Source organism: Limnoraphis robusta CS-951, from assembly GCF_000972705.2.
In genome coordinates, this window is sequence record NZ_LATL02000135.1 from 1 (window position 1) to 23,975 (window position 23,975).

The window sequence follows — 23,975 nt, forward strand, 5'->3', positions numbered from 1 at the left end:
GTCAATATCTTTAGCACTACTCCGAGATTGAGATAAACCCGCCCCACCCCATAACAGAATTAATCAACCGGACATAATATCATTCAGCTTGTCTATAGAGACTAAAAAAACCCGGTTTCTTTGAGAAACCGGGTTTTTCGCTTGTATAGCAGTGCGCGCAGGTCTATTTACATAAGCACAGAAACGAAAAATGGTGAAAAGCCTTATTAGACTTTCGCAAATTCCTCCATGAATGCAAGATTGCATGGTTGCCTTTTGCATGATTGCATGGTTGCCTTTTGCATGATTGCATGGTTGCCTTGCGCGAAGCGCTATACCTGCTGAAAAAGGTTTATTCGTTCGTTACATCTGGATCTAACTTCACTAACAAACCAACAGGAAAATGTTGTAAAATAGCCCTGACAGGGATAACATTATTCGCTGCAATCTTAGAATCAGTAATCACTTCACACCAATCTGATTCTGAACCCTGGGGAATTTCAATCGCCGTATCTCCCCAAACTTCATCCCCAATCGGAAATTTTCCGGGTTCAACCACACGGGTTAAAAATCGAGGAATAACGACAATAGCTGTCTGTTGTTCGTGAATTCGAGCAAACGCCATAATTCGTTCTTGATGCTGACCCATGACTTTCAGGGGAACATAATTTCCGTATTGAAATAACTCCACATATTGCTGACGTGCTTCCAACACTCGGACAATACAAAATAGCTTTAAGCGTCCATCTTCACAAGTCGCCATCAAGTCTTCTAACAAACTCGTCATCCCGGTTTTACAACGGCGTTTGATTTCTTGTAAAAAAGACAGTCGTTGTTCAAAGTCAACGGGACGACGATTATCGGGATCAACTAAACTTAAATCCCAAAGTTCTGTCCCTTGATAAAAGTCGGGAATTCCGGGAGTCGTCATTTTTAACAGCGTTTGAGACAAGGAATTAAACATTCCATAAAACGCAATCTTTTCTTGTAACGGTTGAAATTCCTGTAAAAAAGTGTTCTCCTCTGACGGCTCAAGCACTTGTTCTACAAAGGAAATAAACCCTTCTTCATACACCGTATCGGGACGCAACCAAGCCGTGTGAACTTTGGCTTCTCGCACTGCTTTGATCGCATAATCTTTTACCCGTTCGACAAACTGGGGATATTCTTCTTCATACCAGGGAAAAGCACCAATCACCGTTTGATAAAAGAAATATTCATCATTACAATCAGGAATTAACATTCCATCCTGTTCTGTCTTTTTAGAACGGTTGATTTGCATCCAATTTCGCACTTGAGTTTCCCACTCATCGGGAATTTCTGAAATCACGTTTAATCTGGCTCGTAAATCTTCGCTCCGTTTGGTATCATGGGTAGAAGAAGCACTCATCGCATGGGGCCAGTTTTGCAGTCGTTGTGTGTTAAACTCGTGGAATTTAGCGGGGTTAATTCCGAAGTATTGCGGTGAACCGCCGACCTCATTTAAAGACAAGAAACGGAAATAGACATAAAATAATGTATCTTCAATTCCCTTCGCCGTTAACGGACTTGAAAATTGTTGAAATTTCATCACAAAGCGTAACCATAACTGTTGATTTTCTTCGGAGAGATAATCATCATAATCGAGGAGTAAAAACTTCTCAATTAAATTTAATTCATTCAACAGTTCGGGAAGTTTTCCTTTGGCTTCTTGAATCGCTTTTTTAACATATTTGCGATCTTCTTCGCTCACCCCTTCTTCGGTAATATACGTCCGATAAACAGGGAAACGGACTAACACTTCCATAATCGCCGTTTTCAAACCGAGCAAGGTAAAATCACGGCCATAGCGATATTGTCCAGAAATTCGCTTCAATAAATGAGCTAAGTTATCCGCATCTCCGGCTAAGTTTTTATCCGCAATTAACCGCTTCTTATCAACCAACATTTGATTGTAAGGTGTCTTCAAACCTGTGACATCACGATAAATTTGACTGAAACGTTTTTCGTTTTCACTATCACAAAACAATCCATTGACATAGTTCAAATATTCATAACCCGATGTTCCTTGAACTAACCATTTTGAAGGCAGTTTTTCATCGAGTTCTAATATTTTTTCAACGGTAATATAAATATCTCCAACTTTATCTCGCAGCCAACGCAGATATTGAACCGGGTTATAAAGACCGTCAATGTGATCAATTCGCAATCCCGTAAATTGACCCGATTCTACCATTTTCCCAATCATATCATGGGTTTTCTGAAAGACTTTAAAATCTTCTACCCGGACACAAATGAGTTCATTAATGGTAAAAAAGCGGCGATAGTTGAGTTCTTCCGCTCCCACTTTCCAAAACGAAAGCCGGAAAAACTGATTTAATAATAAATTATCCAAATAATTAAAGCTTTCCGGTTGACCCGTTTCTCCGTTGAAATATTCAATGTTTTGGTCAATAAATGCCGTAATTTCGGGATTATCTCGATACAGTTCCCACAACAAACCCTTAACAAATAACGCTTGATCTCGACGTTGTTGATTAGACGTTTCTGCGGGAATACTTTTCAGCATATACAATACACCCAAAAGCTTGACAACATCTGGGTGCCGCCGTCCAAGTTTTTTCGAGAGTTGTCCGAGTTCGTGACTCACAAACTGAGCGTAGGATTCAATATTGAGGGGAACTTTTAAGCTATAATAGTTAATGCTTAACCCCTCTTCATCATAGGAAAGTTTGAGATCTCCATTTTCCAAACATTTCCCATAAAAATCTCCCAACAACGGCGTTAAAACTCGACCCCGGATGTTTTCATAAGGATGTTGCCATTCAATCTCAAAAAAGTCAAAATATTCAGAATCCGGGCCATATTCCAAAACATCCATTAACAGCTTATTTTGACTATCATAAGCCATATGGTTCGGCACAATATCCTGCACCCAACCCATATCTCGATCTTGCAACTCTTCTATTAACTTGTCAAAGGTTTCTTTTGTTCCTAACTCTGGATTTAATTGATTGGGATCAACAACATCATAACCGTGTGTACTTCCTTCTCGGGCTTTAAAAATCGGAGACGCATATAAATCTGATATCCCCAATTCGTGCAGATAGGAAACAATTTTTCGGGCTGATTCAAACCCAAAATCTGGGGTAAACTGAATTCGATACGTTGCTACTGGAATCCGCATATTTTTTGAGTTTTAATGAGTCTAAATTTATCCAAATTATCAGAAAGTTACTTTACTTGCATTCGTAAAGCACAAAACTTTCAGCAGCCAGCGTTAACGTTTTAGAGGAGGTTAGAGTGTCTGGTAAACTCGCTCCATTCCCCATCCATTGTTCATCGGTAGAATCTAACCGTTTCTGCCAATTTCCTTCGATACTGATCACATCAGTCGTAACAGCTTCTGAGTTAAAATTCAGTATACAAAAAACTTGGCTATCTTGACTCCATCTGCGGATAGAGACAATTTTTTCTGTTTCCCAACTTTTGACTTCTTGATGTTGGAAACTCAGATTTTTTAACGCTGGAATTTCTCGCCGCAGTTGAATCAATTTTCGATAAAAATCGAGGATAACTTTATGCTTTCCTTCGGTTCGTAAATGCCATTTTAAAACACAATCGTTGAAGGTTTCAGCGCTTTGGGCATCGGGTGGATCTCCTTCGGCGTGGAAGGCTTCAAATTCTTCTTTACGCCCCTTTCGGACGGCAGCCACTAAGTCGGGATCAGAGTGACTAATAAAGTAAGCAAAGGGTGATTCTTCCCCGTATTCTTCCCCCATAAATAACATCGGAATAAACGGCGAGAAGATTAACGTCGCTGCCCCTAATTTTAACCCTTCAAAAGAAGCAAGCTGACTAATTCTTTCCCCTAACATTCGGTTGCCTACTTGGTCGTGATTTTGAATACAAACCACAAACTGAGAGGCGGGGCGATCGCCTGCAAAGTTTCCATGATAGCGCTGACGGTTTGCTGAATAATTCCAAGCATAAGCAAACCCTTCTCGCAGGGTTTTTTCTAACAGTTCACACTTGCCAAAATCTAAATAATATCCCGTTGTTTCTCCGGTGAGTAAGGTATGAACACAATGATGAAAATCATCACTCCATTGACCATCTAAACCATATCCACCTTGTTCTTTAGGTTTAATAATTCTGACATCATTCAGGTCACTTTCTGCTATCAAATAAAACGGGCGTCCTAGCTGTTGGGATAACAGTCTCGTTTCATCAGCCATTTCCTCTAAAATATGTTTCGCCCCAAAATCATAAATGGCATGAACCGCATCTAAACGCAAGCCATCAATATGATAATCTCGGAACCAATACAACACATTTTCAACAAAGAAATTCCGCACCCCCGGACTATAAGCATCATCAAAATTTAGCGCCCGTCCCCAAGGTGTGTTGTATTTTCCGGTAAAATAAGGCCCGAAATCTGAAGTATAATTTCCTTCCGGCCCTAAGTGATTGTAAACCACATCCAGAACCACCATCATTCCCTGTTGATGACAAGCATCGACCAACCGTTTTAACCCCTCTGGGCCGCCGTAGGAAGCCTGTACACCGTAGGGATAAACACCATCATATCCCCAGTTACGACTGCCGGGAAATTGCGCTACAGGCATAATTTCAATGGTGTTAATGCCCATTTCTAACAACTCTGGAACCCGATTAATAATCGCTTCAAATGTTCCTTCAGGGGTGAACGTTCCCACATGAAGTTCATAGATAATTAAATCTTCTAAAGGGATGACTTGCCAATTTTCATCCGTCCATTGAAACCCCTGATGATCAACAACCGCAGAGGGTTTATGAACATCATCGGGTTGATAATGAGAAGCCGGATCAGGGCGAGTCATTTCCCCATCGAGTTGAAACTGATAACGGCTTCCCGGCGAAACTTCTGTAGCGGTGAGATGCCAATAGCCTTGGTCATCTTTTTCCATCGGCAGAAGCCGTTCTTGGGGGGTTAAAATCTGCACAGAAACTTGTTGTCGCAACGGCGCCCAAACGGTAAATTCGCAGCGACGATCACCCAGATAATTTGCACCAACTTTCATAAATTTGTTGCCTTTTGTTTTACAGCTTAGGTTCCGGTTCGGTCACACGCACCTGCTATCGAAAACTGATATAACACGGTATAAACCGTATTAATGTTTCGTTCCTGTCTTGCAAAGTTCCTTCTCGACGGAAACCGCCGAGATCGGACTTTGCGCTGCATCACCCCGGACTGTCGGCAGCACCCGGTCAGACAGGCAAATCAGCCGAGAAGCCCTCGGCATAACGTAATAAATTCAGACTCGCATTATAGTCACGATCTTTGACTTCACCGCAAACCTGACAATTGAAAACTCGTTCTTTCAGTGCTATTTCTTGAACGTGACCGCAATTTGAACAGGTTTTAGTTGACGGATAGAATCTATGAGCAAAAACTACAACTGAGCCGTACCACTCGGACTTATACTCAACTTGGCGGCGAATTTCATAAAGAGCAGAATCAGCAATAGCACCCGCTAATTTATGATTTTTCATCATCCCAGAAACATTCAAGTCTTCTAACCCGATGACTGCGTGGTTTTTGCATAGCCATGAGGTGAATTTGTGAATTGTATCTTTGCGAATGTTGACAATTCTTTGTGAAGCTCTTGCTAATTTGAGCTTGGCTTTATTCCTGTTATTGGAACCCTTTTGTTTTCTAGAAAGTTCGCGCTGAAGTCGAGCCAGATTTTTTTGAGCTTTTTTGTGGGCTGCTGGATTGGCAAAAACAGTACCATCTGAACAGGTCGCCAATGCCTTAACTCCAACATCAACACCCAGATAAACTCTTGATTTAACAGTCTGTTCTGATTCAAATTCGTAGGCTACAGACAGATACCAAGAATCAGCGACTCGACTAATTGTGACTCGCTTTGTGTTGATTTCAGGTAGGGGTTCATAAGTGAATATCCATCCAATAAAAGGAAGTTTTAACCTCCTCCCTGAAAACCTCATTACTTTGCCACAATTATCGAGAGTAAAGCTATCATTTCTGCCTTTTTTCTTGAACTTAGGATGTTTGGCAATGCCTTGAAAAAATCTGCTAAATGCTTCTCCCAAGTGCATGAAAGCAAATTGATAAACTCTAGAACTTAGGGTTGACTGCCAGGAATATTGAGGTTTGACGTGATTGGTGTAGAACTTTTTTAGCTTATTCGCAGAAGGTTTTAAACCCTGTTTGTAAGCTTCATTCCACATCGCCAAAGCCCAATTCCAGACCCACCTAGAATATCCGGCGTGGGTCGCCATTAAGGTTCTTTGACGGTTGTTAAGTTTGAGTTGGGTTTGAAAGGCTCGTTGCATAGATCTATTATCTGATCTTACAGATAGTACCGTGTTGTACCATAAATCGTCTACTAAGTTACTTCTCTACAGGAAGTTCAACAGCCTTGGCCTTGGATGAATGAAGTTGTTGTTGTTGTTCGTTGAGGGAGTTTAAGTTCTGAGGCACAGAACGGTTGAATTTCAGCTTTTCTGCTAAGGTGTCGCGTTGGTTGACCAGATAAATACTGACCAACGTTAAACCTACCCCTAATGATTGTAGCGGACTGAGGACTTCTCCTAAAAAGATATTTCCGAACAAGAGCGCAAACACTGGAGTCAAAAAGGTTAATGAACTCAGACTCGTCAGTGAACCGCTAGAGGCAAAATAGAAGAACAACGCATAGGCGATCGCACTGCCAAACACGGTAGAGTAACCTAAAGCCATCCAGTCATAAGCGCCTAAATGCGTCCATTGTTGGGACTCTAAGCTTCCAGAAAGGACAAATAACGGTAAACCCCCGATGATCATGTGCCAACCTGTGGCGACAACGGGATCACAATAGCGACACACCCAACGCACTAATACGGTACCGACAGCCATTGACAGCGATGCTAACAACATTAACCATTCGCCACTTTGGAATAATTGATCCACTCCCCAACTCATGCCTGCGGTTTCCAGGTTAAAGCCATTTAAAATCAGTTCATCGGGTAAGCCTATTAAACTAATTCCGCCAACTCCGATCAGTAAGCCTAACCATCCCCAAAAGCCGATTTTATCTTGAAATAGCCACAAGGATAATATCGCGACAGCCAAGGGTTGAGAGTCGATCATTACTGATCCTAACCCCGCCCCGGTTCTTTCTAGTCCTTCGGCGAGAAATCCTTGAAATAACGCCCCATCGACTAATGCAAATAGACTAATCCAAAACCAGGCTTTCCATCCTTGGGGTTGAGATCTACCTTGCAGTGTGGTAAACAATAATATTAGCAAGCCTGCCGGAACTAAACGCACTCCCCCCATAAACAAAGGCGTTGTATTCGGCATCACGCCCTTCATCGCCACCATCGCCGTTCCCCACAGAAAAAACGGGGCGATTAAAAAAAGAGATTGAAATGGTAATTTAATATCGGTCTGTTTTAGCTGCATGAGCCTTCAAAGTTAATTATAATTTTTGTTTTGTTAAATTATCTTTACAATCATACCGAGTTAGGGAGAAGATGTCTAGGGAACAGTCACCAGTCTTGTAGGCCATAACTCGCGACTTCTTTCTCCCTTCTGCTAAAATTTGTTACAATCAAAGATTCTGTTGGATAAAAATCCCCTTCTGGATAGCAAATGATCTGGCCATTTAAACCTCGGTATCGCAAACAAATTGCTCGAATTGAAATAACTGGTGCGATCGCCAGTGACACAAGGAAACGGGTACTCGAAGCCCTGAAAACCATCGAAGAACGCAAATATCCAGCTTTATTATTGCGGATCGATAGTCCTGGGGGAACCGTTGGAGATTCTCAAGAAATTTATAGCGCTCTGAAAAAATTACAGGATAAACTTAAAATTGTCGCCAGTTTTGGTAATATTTCCGCATCTGGGGGCGTTTATATTGGCATGGGCGCTCAACATATTATGGCAAACCCAGGAACCATCACCGGAAGTATTGGGGTAATCATACGGGGAAACAACATCGAACGCCTCTTAGATAAAGTTGGGGTATCGTTCAAAGTGATCAAGTCCGGCCCCTACAAAGATATATTAGCCTTTGATCGAGAACTCACCGATCCCGAAAAACAAATTTTGCAAGAATTGATTGATATCAGTTATCATCAGTTTGTCAGAACAGTCGCCGAGTCTCGCAACTTAGAAGAAACTGCGGTTAGAGAATTTGCTGATGGTCGCATCTTTACCGGAGAACAGGCTTTAGCGTTGGGTGTGATTGATCGTTTGGGGACTGAAGAAGAAGCCCGTCGGTGGGCGGCGGAATTGGTTAACCTCGATCCCGACAAAGCAGAATGTGATACCTTAGAAAAGCCCAAATCTCTGGTGAGTCGAGTCTTAAGCAGTAATAATTTGGACACCTCTCGGTTATCAGCCGCCACAAATTGGCTAGAATTTGAACTCTCTACCAGTGGTTTACCGTTATGGTTATATAGACCCTAAAATTGAAGTAAACTGGGGTCAGTTAGCGATCGCTAGTGATTCAGATGAAACGTTCTCATTGAGCATTTCAACTGATAACGCACAACTAAGGAAAACTGGAGGACTTTTCGTGGAGTGGCGTGTACGAGCAATACGTGGAGCAACAACAGTCTCGGAAAATTCTATCGAAGCCATTCAAGAAGCGGTGACAGAACTGCTTGATGAACTGGAAACTCTCAACAATCTTAAACCTGAACAGATCATCAGTACAACCTTTACTGTAACTCGCGATCTCGATGCTACATTTCCAGCCGCCGTTGCTCGTCAGCGTCCCCAGTGGGAAAATGTTCCGTTATTGGATGTTCAGCAGATGCAGGTTCCGGGAAGTTTAGAGCGGTGTATCCGGTTTTTGGTTCATGTGAATTTACCCGCGAGTCAAACTGAAGTTCATCATCCCTATCTACGGGGGGCGAAAGATTTACGCCCAGATTGGAGTTTAGCCCGTGCCAGTTTATCATAACTTAAGAACCGAATTCCCAGAAACCCGGTTTCTCCAAGAATTCCCAGAAACCCGGTTTCTCAACGAATTCCCAGAAACCCAGTTTCTCAACGAATTCCCAGAAACCCGGTTTCTCCAAGAAACCGGGTTTTTCAGTCAGTCGTGAAAAAATTAATTATTGCAACTGTTCTTGCGATACCCAAGTTCCATGAAAACCATAGGGAACTCGTTGGGGAATAATCACTCGCGCTACAGGTTCAGCCGTGATATTCTGAGCATCAACAATCACTAATTCTGACTGTTGTTCGTTCTCGTCATAAACAAACGTCACTAACCAGCCTGCATCTTCGGCGCTATCGTTTGAACGAGCAGCAAACACCGCCTCACCGCCAAACCGTCCCTCTCCAAAAAGATGAACTTCACAACTATTATTCTCAAAATCGTACTTATTAATTCCTTCAAATAAAGGAACCTCAAGCGGGGCTATTTTACCTGCATAACCATAACGGTTTTGTCGTCCGGTAAACTGATTATTAATCACGGGAAATTCTGAAGGTGTATCCCCTAACTGTTCTTGTTTGACTTCTCCGGTTTTTAAGTTAAACCGCCACCGATATAACAAGGGAATATCTGCATTTTCTTCACTTGTCATAGAGAGTAAAGTCGTTGCTTCCATCCGACAAGCAATTAAAACAACCTCATCCCCTTGTTCATAGGCGTTTAACGTGTGGAAAATGAAACAAGACGGACATTCAAACCATTTCACTTGACTATTATCACCATGACGGGGAACAATTCCAAACCGACTCGGTGTTTCTCGTTCAAACATCATTGGAGGTTCGCCCCGTTGCATTCGTTCAGGTCGGAATGTGAGGGGTAAATCCATAAAGATTGTATAATTTTCGGTGATGGCAAAATCGTGCATCATCACCCCCACAGGAAGTTCAATGGGGACAATTTGCTTCAGTTTTCCATCGGGTGCCACCCAACCATAGTGTAAATAGGGGGGAGTGATCATCGAATAGCCGATAAACCTCATTTCACCGGTTTGCGGGTCAACTTTCGGATGAGCGGTAAAGGCACAAGTCAGTTCACCGTCAAAGTCATAAGCGCCAATGGTGTTAATGTCTGGAAGGGTTAACGCATGAGGGTTTCCCCCTTCCCACACGGCTAAAAATTTCCCCGCGTGCCAAACTAAAGCTGTATTGGCGGTGTTTTTGCTAGAGCCACCCGGAAGATCTTGTTGAGGCGGTTCTAACAGTCCACTCCAGAGGGCGGTTCCGGCTTTGTGTTCAATATTATAGCCGTGAGTCCGAACGTAGCGGTTGCGATAGGATGCTTTTCCGTTTTGGAGTTGAACCCCATGAATCATCCCATCTCCATCAAACCAATGATACTGTCCAATCGGGGAAAATTGAGGATTCGGGCCGTTTCGTAAAAACATCCCCGATAAACCCGCAGGAAGTTCACCGATGACTTTCAGGTTGTCAGCAGTAATTTCATCCCGAACCGGGGCAAAATTCCCTTCAAGATAAGGATTAGTTGCAACTGTTGAGGTCATATTAGGGCTTTGTGAGGTGCATCACTCTTTAACATAGCGTACTTTAACATAATCTAAGATTTGTTTTTCCGCGTCAATTCAAACTCGATCTTAGGTGAGATATTTTCGGAAAAATTTACTGTTTTTACCCCAATTAAATTATATCATGGTAACTGTTTATTTTTGATAGCCGATGTATCATCTTTTCATAAATTCAGGGTTTTCAATCAATCCGCAGCGATTCTCTCTGAATGCACTGATCTATGAATCGAGTTGACAGCAATTGAAGCCAAGCCTTGAATGTTACCACGCTCGACACAAAGACACAAAGAAGTTGTAAACATTAACCTGCTCATTGCTATAGTATAAATGTATGTTTTCCCACAAATAAGTTATATAAACCTGCCCCTACACTATTCCTCTGAGACGGGCGGGTTTACAGAGGTTATTGATGAGAAACATAGATCTAGGCTGAACCCGCCCCTACACTATTCCTCTGAGACGGGCGGGTTTACAGAGGTTATTGATGAGAAACATAGATCTAGGCTGAACCCGCCCCTACAAAACTTCTCCCTATTGCCTTTTTACTGGTGACTGGTTACTTATCGACTGATTTTTTGTCTGACTTTACTCATTAATAAATCAACTTCGGGTAACTTCATCTGCATCGCAAAAGTAGCAAATACAGCGAGTCCGACTGTTGTTGCTAGACAAAGTTCTATTAATAAAACCACAAAACTTTCAGTTCCTAAAAGCTGTTGAGTTCCCCAAACTGTTCCCCAACAAGCTAAACCCGCAAATAAACTTCCTACCGTTAAACCCAGTAACGGAAACCCCCATTCTCGCCAAGGAAGTCCGCCTATTTTGCGATCTAATAGCACTAAAAACATCAACATTGATATTAAATTAACCCCCACCGTTGCTAAGACTAAACCCGGTGCGCCAAAGGCTTTGACGAGGAAAAAATCAAACACCCCATTCAGGAAAATATTCACCATACTGACGCGAAACGGGGTTTCTCCATCTCCTAACCCATAAAAAACTCTCACTAAAACATCTCGCCCCAAATACACAAACATTCCCACGCTATAAGCCATCAAAACTGAAGCGACAAACTGAGACGCAGCTAAATCAAAAGCATAGCGTTCATAAACCACTCGCACAATGGGTAATGCTAAAGGAACCATCACCGAACTTAAGGGTAACATGGTTAAAGCCGTTAACATTAAAGCCTGTCGAATTCTAGTCTTTAATTCCGGCCAGTCTGACGGTTCTCGCAGTCGAGAAAAGATCGGTAAAAACGGTACTAAAATCACGTTAGAAATGATTCCTAATGGCGTTTGAACCAATAACCCAGAATAAGCCATCGCAGCCGCAGCTTGGGGAATATAAGAGGCAAAAAACAAGTCGGTATAAACGTTGATTTGCAGCATTCCTGATGAAAATGTCGCCGGAATCATCACGCGCATCACATCTCTAACCCCGGGTTGTTTGAGGTTAAATCTAAACCGCAACCTTCCTAATTGCGATCGCCACATCGCTGGAAGTTGTACCAACCACTGCAATATCGCCCCGGCTAAAGTTCCAATTGCTAAAACCATTCCGCCCAGTAAAGCATATTGCGGATCGGTCATTTTCGGGCCGAGATAGACTGCTAATACTCCCAAACTGCCAATTAATGCCACACTGGAAAATAACGGACTAATAGACGGCAACCAGTACATATCGGCCGCATTTAACGTTCCGAAACCAATCCCAATTAACCCCGCAAATAACGCCATCGGTGCCATAATTTGTAGTTGTTGAATGGCGATCGCCCGAATTTCTAAACCTGCGGGAGTTTGGCTAAGTCCAGGGGCAACTAAATCAATTAACGGACTCGAAAAAGCCATCAGAAAAATCGTGATCAGCAGTAATACGCCACTGACTAACGTGGTGATCGTTTCGATCAAAGGCGCCGCTTCACTGCGATCGCGTTTGGCTAAAGCGCTGACAATGGCGCTATGAAACGGGCCATTAATTCCACCGAGTAAAATCAACAGAAAACCGGGAATGACATAAGCATAGTTATAGGCGTCGATCGCCGCCCCCACGCCGAAAAGTGCCGCCATTACCTGTTGTCGAACCAGGCCAAATACTTTGCTGATCAGGGTTGCGGCCGCTACAATTGTAGCAATGCTGACCAGGGAACGAGTCGTTTTTTGCGATTCAGACACAAATGGTTAGTGATAAACGCTTAATGGCAACCCCTAGTGTATCGGGGAATGGACAATTAGAAAATAGGTGAGAGAAAGAATTCCGTGTAGATGCGTCGATCAGGCAAAATAGGGAAATTGCTGTTAATTTTAACTGCCTGATGACTGATTTCCTCTATCAATATCCGCCCTTGCAAGCGGGCGTTTTAGTCAATCGTTACAAGCGTTTCTTCGCCGATATCATGCTATCATCCGGAGAAACGATTATTGCCCATTGTCCGAATACAGGGCCGATGACGGGGGTTTGTGTGTTGGGAAATGCAGTACAAGTCTCAGCCAGCAACAACCCGAAACGCAAATTACCTTATACTTGGGAATTAATTCAAGTGACGGATAATCAACCCACTTGGGTCGGGGTAAATACAGGTTTACCGAATCGGGTGATAGAATTAGCTTTAAAACAACATTTGTTTCCCGAATTAGGAAATTATAGCGAGATTAAAAAAGAAGTCGTTTACGGTTCAGAGGGTAAAAGTCGGGTAGATTTTTGGTTGCAAGGTGAAGATAGACCGATTTTTTTAGAAGTGAAAAATACAACTTGGGCAAAAGAGAAATTAGCGTTATTTCCCGATACGGTGACTGAACGCGGACAAAAACATTTACGAGAATTAACAACCATTGTACAACAAGGCGGCCGAGCAGTCATGTTGTATTTCATTAATCGGGGAGATTGCGATCGCTTTTCGACCGGGAAAATAGCCGATCCGGTTTATGCAAAATTGTTAACTGAAGCGATAAAAATAGGAGTCGAAGTCTTACCCTGTCGGTTTGAAGTAACACCTATTGGTATTCAATATTTAGGACTAGCAACATTAGAGATTTTTGATTAAGGCGTCTGCGAGTTAGAAAGTAAGTCACGAAGAAATGATCTCTTTGTGTCTTGGTGTTTTCTTCTTTCAACTCACCACAAAGACACTAAGTCACGAAGAAATGATCTCTTGGTGTCTTGGTGTTTGTTTCTTTCAACTCACCACAAAGACACTAAGTCACGAAGAAATGATCTCTTTGTGTCTTGGTGTCTTGGTGTTTTCTTCTTTCAACTCACCACAAAGACACTAAGTCACGAAGAAATGATCTCTTTGTGTCTTGGTGTTTGTTTCTTTCAACTCACCACAAAGACACTAAGTCACGAAGAAATGATCTCTTTGTGTCTTGGTGTTTTCTTCTTTCAACTCACCACAAAGACACTAAGTCACGAAGAAATGATCTCTTTGTGTCTTGGTGTCTTGGTGTTTTCTTCTTTCATCACCACAAAGACACTAAGTCACGAAGAAATGATCTCTTGGTGTCTTGGTGTTTGTTTCTTTCATCACCACAAAGACACTAAGTCACGAAGAAATGATCTCTTTGTGTCTCTGTGTCTTGGTGTTTGTTTCTTTCAACTCACCACAAAGACACTAAGTCACGAAGAAATGATCTCTTTGTGTCTCTGTGTCTTTGTGTTTTCTTCTTTCTCTTTATCCCTTAATAATAGGTACCAATTTTCCGATAATGAACGGCTGTTACCCCTTCAGAACTCAAGACTTTACCATTGGTAACGGTAGCATAAATTAACCAATGATCGCCACATTCCATCCGTTGTTTCACCTCACATTCGAGATAAGCTAACGCATCTTGAAGCACCACACAACCATTAGACGCTTCGGCAATATTTAAGCCCAAAAACCGATCTTCTCCCGGTTGAAACCGCTTCATAAAATGCTTTCGCAGTTGTTTTCCTTCTTCTAAGATATTCAACACAAATTGATCGCCACTATGGGTTAAAGACTCTAACGCCCGATCTTTGGCGACGGCTATGGTTAAACCTGGGGGGTTAAATGTCGCTTGAGATACCCACGACGCCAACATCGCGCTTTGAACCTCTTCTCGCCGACAACACATCACACACAACGAACCCACTAAACGCCCTACCGCTTGGGCGGTGCGATCTGCCCCAGAGTCGTTAATAGAAGATCGGGCGCTACGCTGTTTTTGGGTGCGTCGCAGGGTTTGGGCGAAGTCAACGGCAGCTTCTTCACAGGTTTGCAGGGTGACATCGGTGGGTTTAAATTTGACGCGAATGGGTTCAAAGCCAAACTTATAGCCCGCATCTTTGAGTTTACCTTCAAGAATATCAATGGCTTCTCCACTCCACCCAAAAGATCCAAATACTCCCGCTAATTTACTGGTAGAAGCGGTGTTTAAAATAATCCCTAAAGCGGTTTGTATTTGTGTGGGGGCGTGTCCTCCTAACGTGGGTGAACCGATAATAAACCCATCACATTTTTCAATTGCAGCTTGAATTTCTGAAGCTTTGACATATTCACAATTGATTGATTCTACCGCAACACCTGCCCTCGTTAAACCTTTGGCGATCGCTTGGGCAATGGTGGCGGTATTTCCATAGGCGGAGGCGTATAATAAAGCCACATTCAAATCTTTTGTTTTTTGTTTATTACTCCATTCTCGGTATAAATGAGTTAATTCATTCATGCCATAACGAACTAATGGCCCGTGACCTGTGGCATAGAATTTTATTGGGGGTAAATCGGCTATTTTATCTAGTGTTGAAAGGACTTGACGGGCTTGGGCGGCATGAAGACAGTCATAATAAAAGCGTCGATCTTCGCTATAAATTGACCATCCTTCATCAAAAATTTGATCGCCGCAAACGTGCGCCCCAAAAAATTTATCAGTATATAAAATCTGGGTTTTATGATCGTAGGTTAATAAACTATCCGGCCAGCGAGGAGTTTGGGCGGTGATAAATTGCAGTTGATGTTCGTTGCCGATATCGAGGGTTTCTTCTCCTTTAACGACTAACAAATTAATGTTATCGTAATCGCTGAGATATTCTTTTAACGCGATTGCAGCCGGATTTGAACAAACAAAAGTTACTTGGGGGGCTAAGGCTAATAACGCTTTAATTGTTGCTCCCCGATTGGCATTAAAATGTCCTAAGATAATGTAGTTCAAATTCGACCAATTCAGCCGCATTTGCAGTGCTTCAATATAGTTGCTGGTAAAGGATTCTCCTGGCGGATCGATAATTGCGGTTTGTTCGCCTTGAATCAGATAACTGTTTGCACTGGTGCCTTTTTTCAGGGAATATTCGACCTCAAATTTTAGCCGATCCCAAGTCCGCGATCGCAGAACTTTTGTATCTTCGGCAATCAAGAGTGTTTGTACGTCACGGGGTTTTAAAAGTGTTTTCATGTTGAATTCTGTTAAAGATGTTGTAAATTGAATTAATCGAAAAGAGCATCAATCAAAAACTGAGTAATTGATTTCCGTTGAACTTCATGCCAATATTTAGTATCCACGATATCAAACTTGGCACCGACTTGAGTTAAATCATCATCTAGTCCCGTCATAAACCGTCGAGTTGTCGCATCATCTCCGATTTGAATAAATGTGATTCCCAGTTCTTCTGCATAGTCCATCATTTGGGTTGATTTGATAATAAGTTGTTGAATATCTCCAATGCCATCAATACCATGTTTATCTAAAATAACAATGATAATTTCTCCTTTGGGTTTGGTTTGATGATGTTCTTTGTGTTCAAAATAATGATTGAGAACATCGGCAATGGCTTCAACAACATTAATTTCAATCACATAGGTTGCATCGGAACGATTATTTTTTTGTAACAGTTCAGCTAATCGATTGACTGTGGCTTGCTCATATTTTTTCAAAAAACTAGAAGCCTCATAAATCGTTAAGCCATCGGGATCAAATTCCTGACATTTCTTTGCTAAATCAATTAAAGAAGCCTGAGCGTCTACCCATTCGTTGAACCAAGGATGATTTCGTTCTCGGCTGATGCCACTCCGAGCAACAATAATCGTGTAACTACGGTCTTTCAACAAATCGGTAGACATGAAATCGCACCTCGCTTTTTACAGTTATCAGTTTACAGTTATCTGTTACCAGCTTTTACCGTATTATCTGTTAACTGTTGACTGGTCACTGTTCACTGTTGAGGGCGGGTTTATGTATATTGCTTCTGGGAAACATACATCTATTCGGAACCCGCCCCTACTGTTGACTGGTCACTGTTCACTGTTGAGGGCGGGTTTATGTATATTGCTTCTGGGAAACATACATCTATTCGGAACCCGCCCCTACTGTTGACTGTAACCTGTTCCCTGTTCCCTATTTAATAATGATTACCGACTTTGCGATGGTGAACCGCAGGTAAAATATCAGGATCACTCACCCGTCCTGTTTCAACGGTAGCGTAAATAATCCAATGATCACTTAACTCCATCCGGCTTGCAACTTGACATTCTAGATAAGCCACAGCATCGGTTAAAATTGGACTTCCATTGCTTGCGCTTTGAGTTTCAACGCCTTCAAAACGATCCGCCCCTGGTGCAAATCGTTTGAGAAAATGACGCATGAGTTTCTGATAGTTATTTTCAGCCAATACATTTAAAACAAAGCTATCATTCACCTGCATTAACGCTTCAATTGCCCGATCTTTTGCTACGGCAATACTCAGTCCCAAAGGCTGAAAACTCGCTTGAGAAATCCAAGATGCTAACATTGCACTGCTGACTTCTCCTTTGGTTGCAGTGATAATATATAAGCCTCCACTGATACGACCGAGCGCTTTATCAAGGTCATTATCGAGGGATTTCATTTGCTGAACTGCTTTTTTCAAGCCTAACAATTGTCCCATGTCGGTTCCCGCTTCTTCACAGAGTTTATAGGTGTTTTCTGTGGGATTTTCAGTCACGCGAATAGACGGAAAGGCTTGTTTAATTCCGGTTTGTTTGAACTTGACTTCTAACGGATAAACTGATAAACTACTTTCACCACATTCATACAAACCAAAGGCTTGTTTGGCGTGGGTTGAGGCTAAAATCGTGCTAATCGCTTCTTCTGCCAATTCCGCATCGGGGCCAGAAACAGGCGGAGTTCCAACGATTAAGCCTTGGGCGGAGCTAGCCAGTTCACGGATTTCTTGCTGATCAGCCGATCGCAAATCGAGCATTTCCACAGCAATTCCGGTTTTGGTGACACCGTGAGCAACGGCTTGGGACAGGCGATCGCTGTAGGCATAATCGGAATAGTAGAAGACTGCGACTGTGGTTTCTCCCTTGGTTTGGGCTTGACTCCATTCCAAATAACGTCCGACGAATTCAACGACATTATGGCGTAACAGTGGCCCGTGTCCGGTGGCGATGGTGTTGATTTCTCCAAATTTTTCCATGCGTTTGATCGCACTAATCACCGAACGGGCGTTAGGCGCCATTAAGCATTCATAATAGAAGCGAAAATCGGGTTCTATTTCGGCTAAATTTTCATCGTAGGTGTAATCTGAGCAGTAGTGCATCCCAAACGCATCGCAGGTAAACAGGGTTTGGGTTTTGTAATCGTATGTAAAAATGGTATCCGGCCAGTGTAAATTTGGAGCGGAAACAAATTCTAATAGATGACCATTTCCGAGATCTAAAGTCTCGCCATTTTTAACTTGAATGCGTTTAAAGGGAACGTGAGTCAAGTTTTCCAAAAATTGAATGGCGACTTTTGCGCCAACAATGGTAATATCGGGAGCGAGTTCTAAAACATCTTTGACTAAACCACTGTGATCGGGTTCGGTGTGGCTAATAATCAGATAGTCTATTTTACGAGGATCGATGAGTCCTTGCAGGGTGTCGAGGTACTGTTGACGGAATTTTGCGTGGGAGGTGTCAACCAGGGCGATTTTTTCGCCTCGGATCAAGAAGGAATTGTAGGTTGTTCCGTTTTGCAGTCCAAATTCGATATCAAAGCGATCGCGATCCCAGTCGAGGGAACGAATAGCCGTTGTATCTGTAACCGTCTGGCTGACTTCTATCGTTAGGCGACTAGATTGAACTTTATCGGTAAGGGCTACCATATCTGACTTCCCCTCAGTAACTCATTATGACTTCAACTTGTCCTCTATTGTGACATGAATCAACTGTAAAGTTTTATTGAAAAACCTATATATGAGTTAAGATCCACAAAAGTTTGCTGACTTCCTCGCTGGCAGAGGGAAAAGCCACTCCCTTTGAAGGTGAGACGGCATCGGAATTCTGTAAAAATCTGGGTTGATCGTGAGCGGAAACGCATCTTCTAGTTTTTGTTATGTTTTTTAAATAAATGTTTAATGTTAGGTTATCAAGTGTTTAAATCAGAAATTTTAGAGCTAAAAAATCTCAAGTCAACTTTACACCTATTATCCCCTATTCATCATAAATTATCACATAAAAATGTAAGGTTTACCTGACATCAATTATTGATAATCTCGTGATCAATTTTAGAGAACCAATGATTTTCCCTGAGTGAGTCAGCCGCTAAACGGGGATTAAAGATCAATATTTAAACGCTTTCTCTATGATTTTTCAGGGATGTGTTTTCAGACGGTCTGCTTGAATCAAGTCGAAGAGATTGGAAGGGTTTGTAATATTCAAGTTAAAATCGAGAAGAGACATCAACTAACCTCTGAAAAAGATGAGGTAATGCCACCAGCAAACGATTCCAGTTTATTGAGATGGCGTGCTAGGAGATCCCCCACCATCCGTTGGGTGCAGGTGTATTGATGCGAATCACTCAGTCGCACAATGAAGGAACATCCCCATGAAATTGCGTAAGAAAACCCTGTTGATTATCGGTGCAGCCCTATCGAGTCTCCTTGTGGCACTCTATGTCACAGCGTCAATTGTCCTGCATAATAACTTTCATCAACTCGAAGTGCAATCTGTACGTCAAGCGGTGGTGCGGGCGGTGGATGCTTTACATCAAGAACAGGTGGATCTCGAGAAGCTCGCCCAAGATCAAATAGAGTTGAATGATCTTCGGGCTATCGTCAATTCTTCAAACAATCCCAGCAACACAATCAAGCTCAACTGGGAAAGACTGGAAGTGGATCTCTATGTGTTACTCAACGCCGAAGGGGAGATCGTTTTTAGTCAAGGTTTTGATCGCACGGGTAGAAATGATGCTTTGAAACCCGCACTACCGTCTGATCCTTCGTTACTGGCTTTACTCAAGCCGACTTCAGACTCTAATATTTCTGGGTCTGCGAGTTTAGCTGGAAAAGGTGCAATTACGGGTATTTTGATGTTACCAGAAAACCCCTTATTAATTGCAGCCCAACCGATTTTTCCAAATTCCCAAAGCCCAAATCAGGGAATATTAATTTTAGGGCGTTATCTCAACACCGTTAGTCCGATTTCCGAAAATAGTCCCCTATCTATCCAGATTCAACCCTCAAATTCAGAAAGATTTTCCTCAGACGATCGCGAAATTTTTGTGAAAGTTCTCAATCCTTCTACCTTAGCGGGATATACAATCATTCGCGATCTCTACGGGAACGCCCTACAACTCGAAGTCAACGTTGAGCGCGTTTTTTCTAAAGCGGCTCAAGATAGCCAATATCACTTAATTTTAGCCGTTTTATTGATTGGGGCAATATGCGGGGGAATTACTTTATTTGTTCTCGAAAAGTTGGTATTATCCCGTTTATCTGATTTAAATGATCAAGTGAGTCATATTAGCAATAGTGGTGATTTGTCTCTGGAAATTTCGGTGTCGGGAGAGGATGAACTCGCCCATTTAGCAGAAACTATTAACCAGATGCTTCACGCCCTAGAAGATGCTGACTCGGATCGTTTAGAACAACAAGAACGGTATCGACTATTAGCTGAACATTCAACCGATATGATTACTCGTCATTCGGCTGAGGGAGTGATTCTTTACGCTTCACCTGCTTGTCGAACTTTACTCGGATATGAACCGGAAGAATTAGTCAATCACACCCCGGCTGATTTTCTTCATCCCCATGATATTAATACTTTAGTCAAAGCCCATTTGTTTGTCTTGCGACAAAATGTTACCTATACGATAACTTACCGAATTCGCCACAAAAATGGAGATTATGTCTGGTTTGAAACCACCAGTAGCGCCATTCGCACCAGTGAACATCAAGACATACAAGAAATTATAGGCGTTTCCAGAGACATTAGCGATCGCAAACAACGAGAACAACAATTACAAGAAAGTGAAGCTTCTATTCGAGCATTATATCAAGTGACATCCGCCCGAGAACTAAACTTTGAAGAACGGCTGCGTCGCATTTTAAAGGTAGGTTGTTATAAGTTTGGCTTAGAAGTGGGGTTACTTGCTAAAATTGAACCCGTGAATGACGCTCAAAGTTTATTCAAAATAGAAGTGATTGCAGTCGTCGGTTCTAATCCTGTCCTGAAGAACAAAAAAGTAATTGAACTAACGGATAGTTTATTTTCCATGACAGCTACAGCGAAAAAACCGCTTTATTTTGAATCTTTGCAATATTCCGGTTTACCCCATTCGATTCAAAATCAATTGCAAATTGCCGCTTATTTGGGTATTCCGGTGATTGTTGGCGCTCAAGTGGATACAATATTATGTTTCTGGAGTCGTCAAACTAAAACAGAACCCTTTAAAGCCGTTGATCGAGAACTTTTAAAGTTAATGGCGCAATGGATCGGCGGTGAACTTGAACGTCAACAAACCGCCCAAGATTTAGCCAAGGCGCGAGATGAAGCTTTAGCCGCAACCAAAGCGAAAAGTGAGTTTTTAGCCACCATGAGTCACGAAATTAGAACCCCGATGAATGCAGTCATTGGGATGACAGGATTGTTGTTAGATACTCGACTCACTTCTACACAGCAAGATTATGTGGAAACCATTCGCAGTAGTAGTGATGCGTTGCTTTCATTAATTAATGATATTCTGGATTTCTCTAAGATTGAATCCGGGAAATTGGAGTTAGAACGACATCCTTTTGATTTACGAACTTGTATTGAAGAATCCCTGGATTTACTGGCGACAAAAGCCGCGAGTAAAAATATTGAACTCGCCTATTTAATTGATCCGTCTACTCCGTCAAAGGTATTAGGAGATGGGGCGCGACTCAGACAAATTTTAGTGAATTTAATTAGTAATGCGGTTAAATTTACCGAAATGGGAGAAGTGGTTATTTCTCTGAAAGCGGTTTCTTTACAGCCTGTGATTTTAGACGAAAACACAACGGAAACCGCTAGAGAAACAACAACTCAACCTAACCGTTATGAGATTCAATTTGCAGTACGAGATACTGGAATTGGCATTCCACCGGAACGGATGAACCGCCTGTTTAAATCTTTTAGTCAGGTGGATTCTTCAACCAGTCGTCAATATGGCGGAACGGGCTTAGGATTAGTGATTAGCAAGCGCTTGGCTGAGATGATGGGGGGTCAAATGTGGGTGGAAAGTTATGATACAATTGCAGGGGAAGCCCCTGATGATTTTACCCCGATAAGGTCGAATTTGACAAGCGTTCGCTCAATTTCTGAGGTCACAAAAATTACTCAAATTACTCAAACGCCTCAATCTTTTATTCCTAATCAATTTGTCGGTTCTACCTTCTATTTTACGATTATTGTAGAGTCCTGTTCTCATTTAATCACAAGCTGGGCAAAGACACCCGAACTAACCGGAAAACGCTTATTAATTGTGGATGATAATGCCACAAACCGCCAAGTATTAACATTGCAAACTCAAGCCTGGGGAATGTTCGCCAAAGCCGCAGCCAATCAACAAGAAGCTATCGCTTTTATTCGGGAGGGTGAACCCTTTGATATGGCATTATTAGAGATGCAAATGCCCGATTGTGATGGTTTGACATTAGCCCGAGAAATTAGAAAATTTCCCCAATATAAAAAACTTCCATTGGTATTATTAACTTCAATGGGACAGCAGAGTATTAATCAGAATCAATTGCAAGATTTTTCAGCCTGTTTGAATAAGCCGATTAAGCAATCTCAGCTTTATAATGTGTTGATGAATATTTTAGGTGGAGATCCCCTAGAGGTTCGTTTACCGGATCAAACTCGACTCAAACCCACCAAAGATATTCCGTTACTCGCGAAAACATTACCTTTGAGAATTCTACTGGCTGAAGATCATTTAGTTAATCAAAAAGTGGCGCTACAAATCTTACAACGCATGGGATATCGTGCCGATGTGGCGGGGAATGGTTTAGAGGTTTTAGAAGCCTTGCGGCGTCAATCCTATGATGTTGTATTAATGGATATGCAAATGCCAGAAATGGATGGGTTAGAAGCGGCGCGACAGATTAAAAAACTCTATGGCGATCGCCAAACTGAAACTTCTGAACGTCCCCGAATTATTGCAGTAACTGCCAATGCAATGGAAAGCGATCGCAATGATTGTATCGCCGCAGGTATGGATGATTATATCAGTAAACCGATTAGAATGGAACAGTTAGTTGCCGTTTTACAACAATGTCAACCGATCAATCCAGGGATTTTAAATAATGCTGATGTGGCTGTTTCTCAGACAGTTCAGTTAACCCCAGAAGTTGAACAAAATCAAACCTTTCCCCCTGAAAAATCAGTTGTTCTCGATCCAAACGTCATTGAAAGTTTACGAGAAATAGAAGCCTTAGAAGAAGCAGTCGAAGCCTATTTAGAAACCACACCGGAACTGTTAGATAAAATCGCATCTGCAATCGCAAAATTAGACGCCGAACAACTCAAACCTGCCGCCCATTCCCTCAAATCAATTAGCGGAACGTTGGGGGCTTTAACATTATTTGAACTCTGCGAACAGTTAGAAATGAAAGCCCGTGCAACCCTGGAAAAAGGCGTTCCTTTATCCGAAGATATTACCACAATTTATGATAAAGTTACCGCAGAGTTGGGATGGGTTAAAGCTGCATTAAAACTGGAAGTTAAACGTTCCCCGTAGGGGCGCAAGGCTTGCGCCCATCAAACACCCATCTAACGCCCATCAAACACCCATCAAACACCCATCAAACACCCATCAAACACCCACTACTTAAAGATTGAGATAAACCCGCCCTAGTAGAAAAACCCGGTTTCTTCGAGAAACCGGGTTTTTAAATCTCTTACGCAAAGAAACCTCAGACGGGGCGGGTTTATATAATTGGTTTGTGAGAAATCTAAATTTGTTGTGAGGCGCGCCCTAGTAGAAAAACCCGGTAACTTTATCGCGCACCTCAGACGGGGCGGGTTTATATAATTGGTTTGTGGGAAATCTATATTTGTTGTGAGGCGCGCCCTAGTAGAAAAACCCGGTTTCTTCGAGAAACCGGGTTTTTAAATCTCTCACGCAAAGAAACCTCAGACGGGGCGGGTTTATATAATTGGTTTGTGAGAAATCTAAATTTGTTGTGAGGCGCGCCCTAGTAGAAAAACCCGGTTTCTTCGAGAAACCGGGTTTTTAAATCTCTTACGCAAAGAAACCTCAGACGGGGCGGGTTTA

Annotated in this window: 13 protein-coding genes; 4 read left to right on the forward strand and 9 right to left on the reverse strand. The window is 42.2% G+C overall.

Annotated features, from left to right (window positions below; all coding sequences use genetic code 11):
• Positions 1-331 precede the first annotated feature (331 nt).
• From treY to WN50_RS11970, 4 genes are all read right to left on the reverse strand, one after another.
• Positions 332-3,145 carry a malto-oligosyltrehalose synthase gene (gene treY, locus WN50_RS11955; protein ID WP_046282194.1) on the reverse strand — a complete coding sequence of 938 codons (2,814 nt, stop codon included), beginning with the start codon at positions 3,143-3,145 and terminating at the stop codon, positions 332-334.
• A 52-nt stretch (positions 3,146-3,197) separates the two neighbouring features.
• Complete coding sequence (gene treZ, locus WN50_RS11960) at positions 3,198-5,021, reverse strand: malto-oligosyltrehalose trehalohydrolase (protein ID WP_046282193.1); 1,824 nt, start codon at positions 5,019-5,021, stop codon at positions 3,198-3,200.
• A 187-nt stretch (positions 5,022-5,208) separates the two neighbouring features.
• Positions 5,209-6,300 (reverse strand): RNA-guided endonuclease InsQ/TnpB family protein, encoded by a 1,092-nt coding sequence (locus WN50_RS11965; protein ID WP_049559221.1) that lies wholly within the window; start codon positions 6,298-6,300, stop codon positions 5,209-5,211.
• A 58-nt stretch (positions 6,301-6,358) separates the two neighbouring features.
• Positions 6,359-7,411 (reverse strand): DMT family transporter, encoded by a 1,053-nt coding sequence (locus tag WN50_RS11970; RefSeq protein WP_046277411.1) that lies wholly within the window; start codon positions 7,409-7,411, stop codon positions 6,359-6,361.
• Between the two features lie 189 nt (positions 7,412-7,600).
• Between WN50_RS11970 and sppA the strand changes: the two genes are divergently transcribed.
• Together sppA and aroH are read left to right on the forward strand one after the other, a co-directional pair.
• On the forward strand, positions 7,601-8,422 hold the full coding sequence (sppA, locus tag WN50_RS11975; protein WP_046277410.1) for a signal peptide peptidase SppA: 822 nt from the start codon (positions 7,601-7,603) through the stop codon (positions 8,420-8,422).
• 109 nt (positions 8,423-8,531) lie between these two features.
• Positions 8,532-8,921 carry a chorismate mutase gene (gene aroH, locus WN50_RS11980; protein ID WP_046277413.1) on the forward strand — a complete coding sequence of 130 codons (390 nt, stop codon included), beginning with the start codon at positions 8,532-8,534 and terminating at the stop codon, positions 8,919-8,921.
• Between the two features lie 154 nt (positions 8,922-9,075).
• Here the strand turns inward: aroH and WN50_RS11985 are convergent, their stop codons facing one another.
• Complete coding sequence (locus WN50_RS11985; protein WP_046277409.1) at positions 9,076-10,461, reverse strand: carotenoid oxygenase family protein; 1,386 nt, start codon at positions 10,459-10,461, stop codon at positions 9,076-9,078.
• 581 nt (positions 10,462-11,042) lie between these two features.
• Entirely contained in the window at positions 11,043-12,656 is a 1,614-nt protein-coding gene (murJ, locus tag WN50_RS11990; protein WP_046277408.1) for a murein biosynthesis integral membrane protein MurJ, read from the reverse strand.
• 140 nt (positions 12,657-12,796) lie between these two features.
• On the opposite strand from murJ, the gene sfsA reads away from it, so the two are divergent.
• Positions 12,797-13,525 (forward strand): DNA/RNA nuclease SfsA, encoded by a 729-nt coding sequence (gene sfsA, locus WN50_RS11995; protein WP_046277407.1) that lies wholly within the window; start codon positions 12,797-12,799, stop codon positions 13,523-13,525.
• A gap of 634 nt (positions 13,526-14,159) precedes the next feature.
• Here sfsA and WN50_RS12000 read toward each other — a convergent pair.
• From WN50_RS12000 to WN50_RS12010, 3 genes are all read right to left on the reverse strand, one after another.
• A complete protein-coding gene (locus WN50_RS12000; RefSeq protein ID WP_046277406.1) occupies positions 14,160-15,890 on the reverse strand; it encodes a diflavin flavoprotein in 1,731 nt (576 codons plus the stop codon).
• Positions 15,891-15,922: 32 nt separating this feature from the next.
• On the reverse strand, positions 15,923-16,555 hold the full coding sequence (locus WN50_RS12005; protein WP_046277405.1) for a vWA domain-containing protein: 633 nt from the start codon (positions 16,553-16,555) through the stop codon (positions 15,923-15,925).
• A 278-nt stretch (positions 16,556-16,833) separates the two neighbouring features.
• Positions 16,834-18,561, reverse strand: a complete 1,728-nt coding sequence (locus tag WN50_RS12010) for a diflavin flavoprotein (RefSeq protein WP_046277404.1) — start codon at positions 18,559-18,561, stop codon at positions 16,834-16,836.
• Between the two features lie 722 nt (positions 18,562-19,283).
• On the opposite strand from WN50_RS12010, the gene WN50_RS12015 reads away from it, so the two are divergent.
• Positions 19,284-23,438: a response regulator gene (locus tag WN50_RS12015; RefSeq protein ID WP_046277403.1), complete on the forward strand. Its 4,155-nt coding sequence runs from the start codon at positions 19,284-19,286 to the stop codon at positions 23,436-23,438.
• The last annotated feature ends 537 nt before the right edge of the window (positions 23,439-23,975 follow it).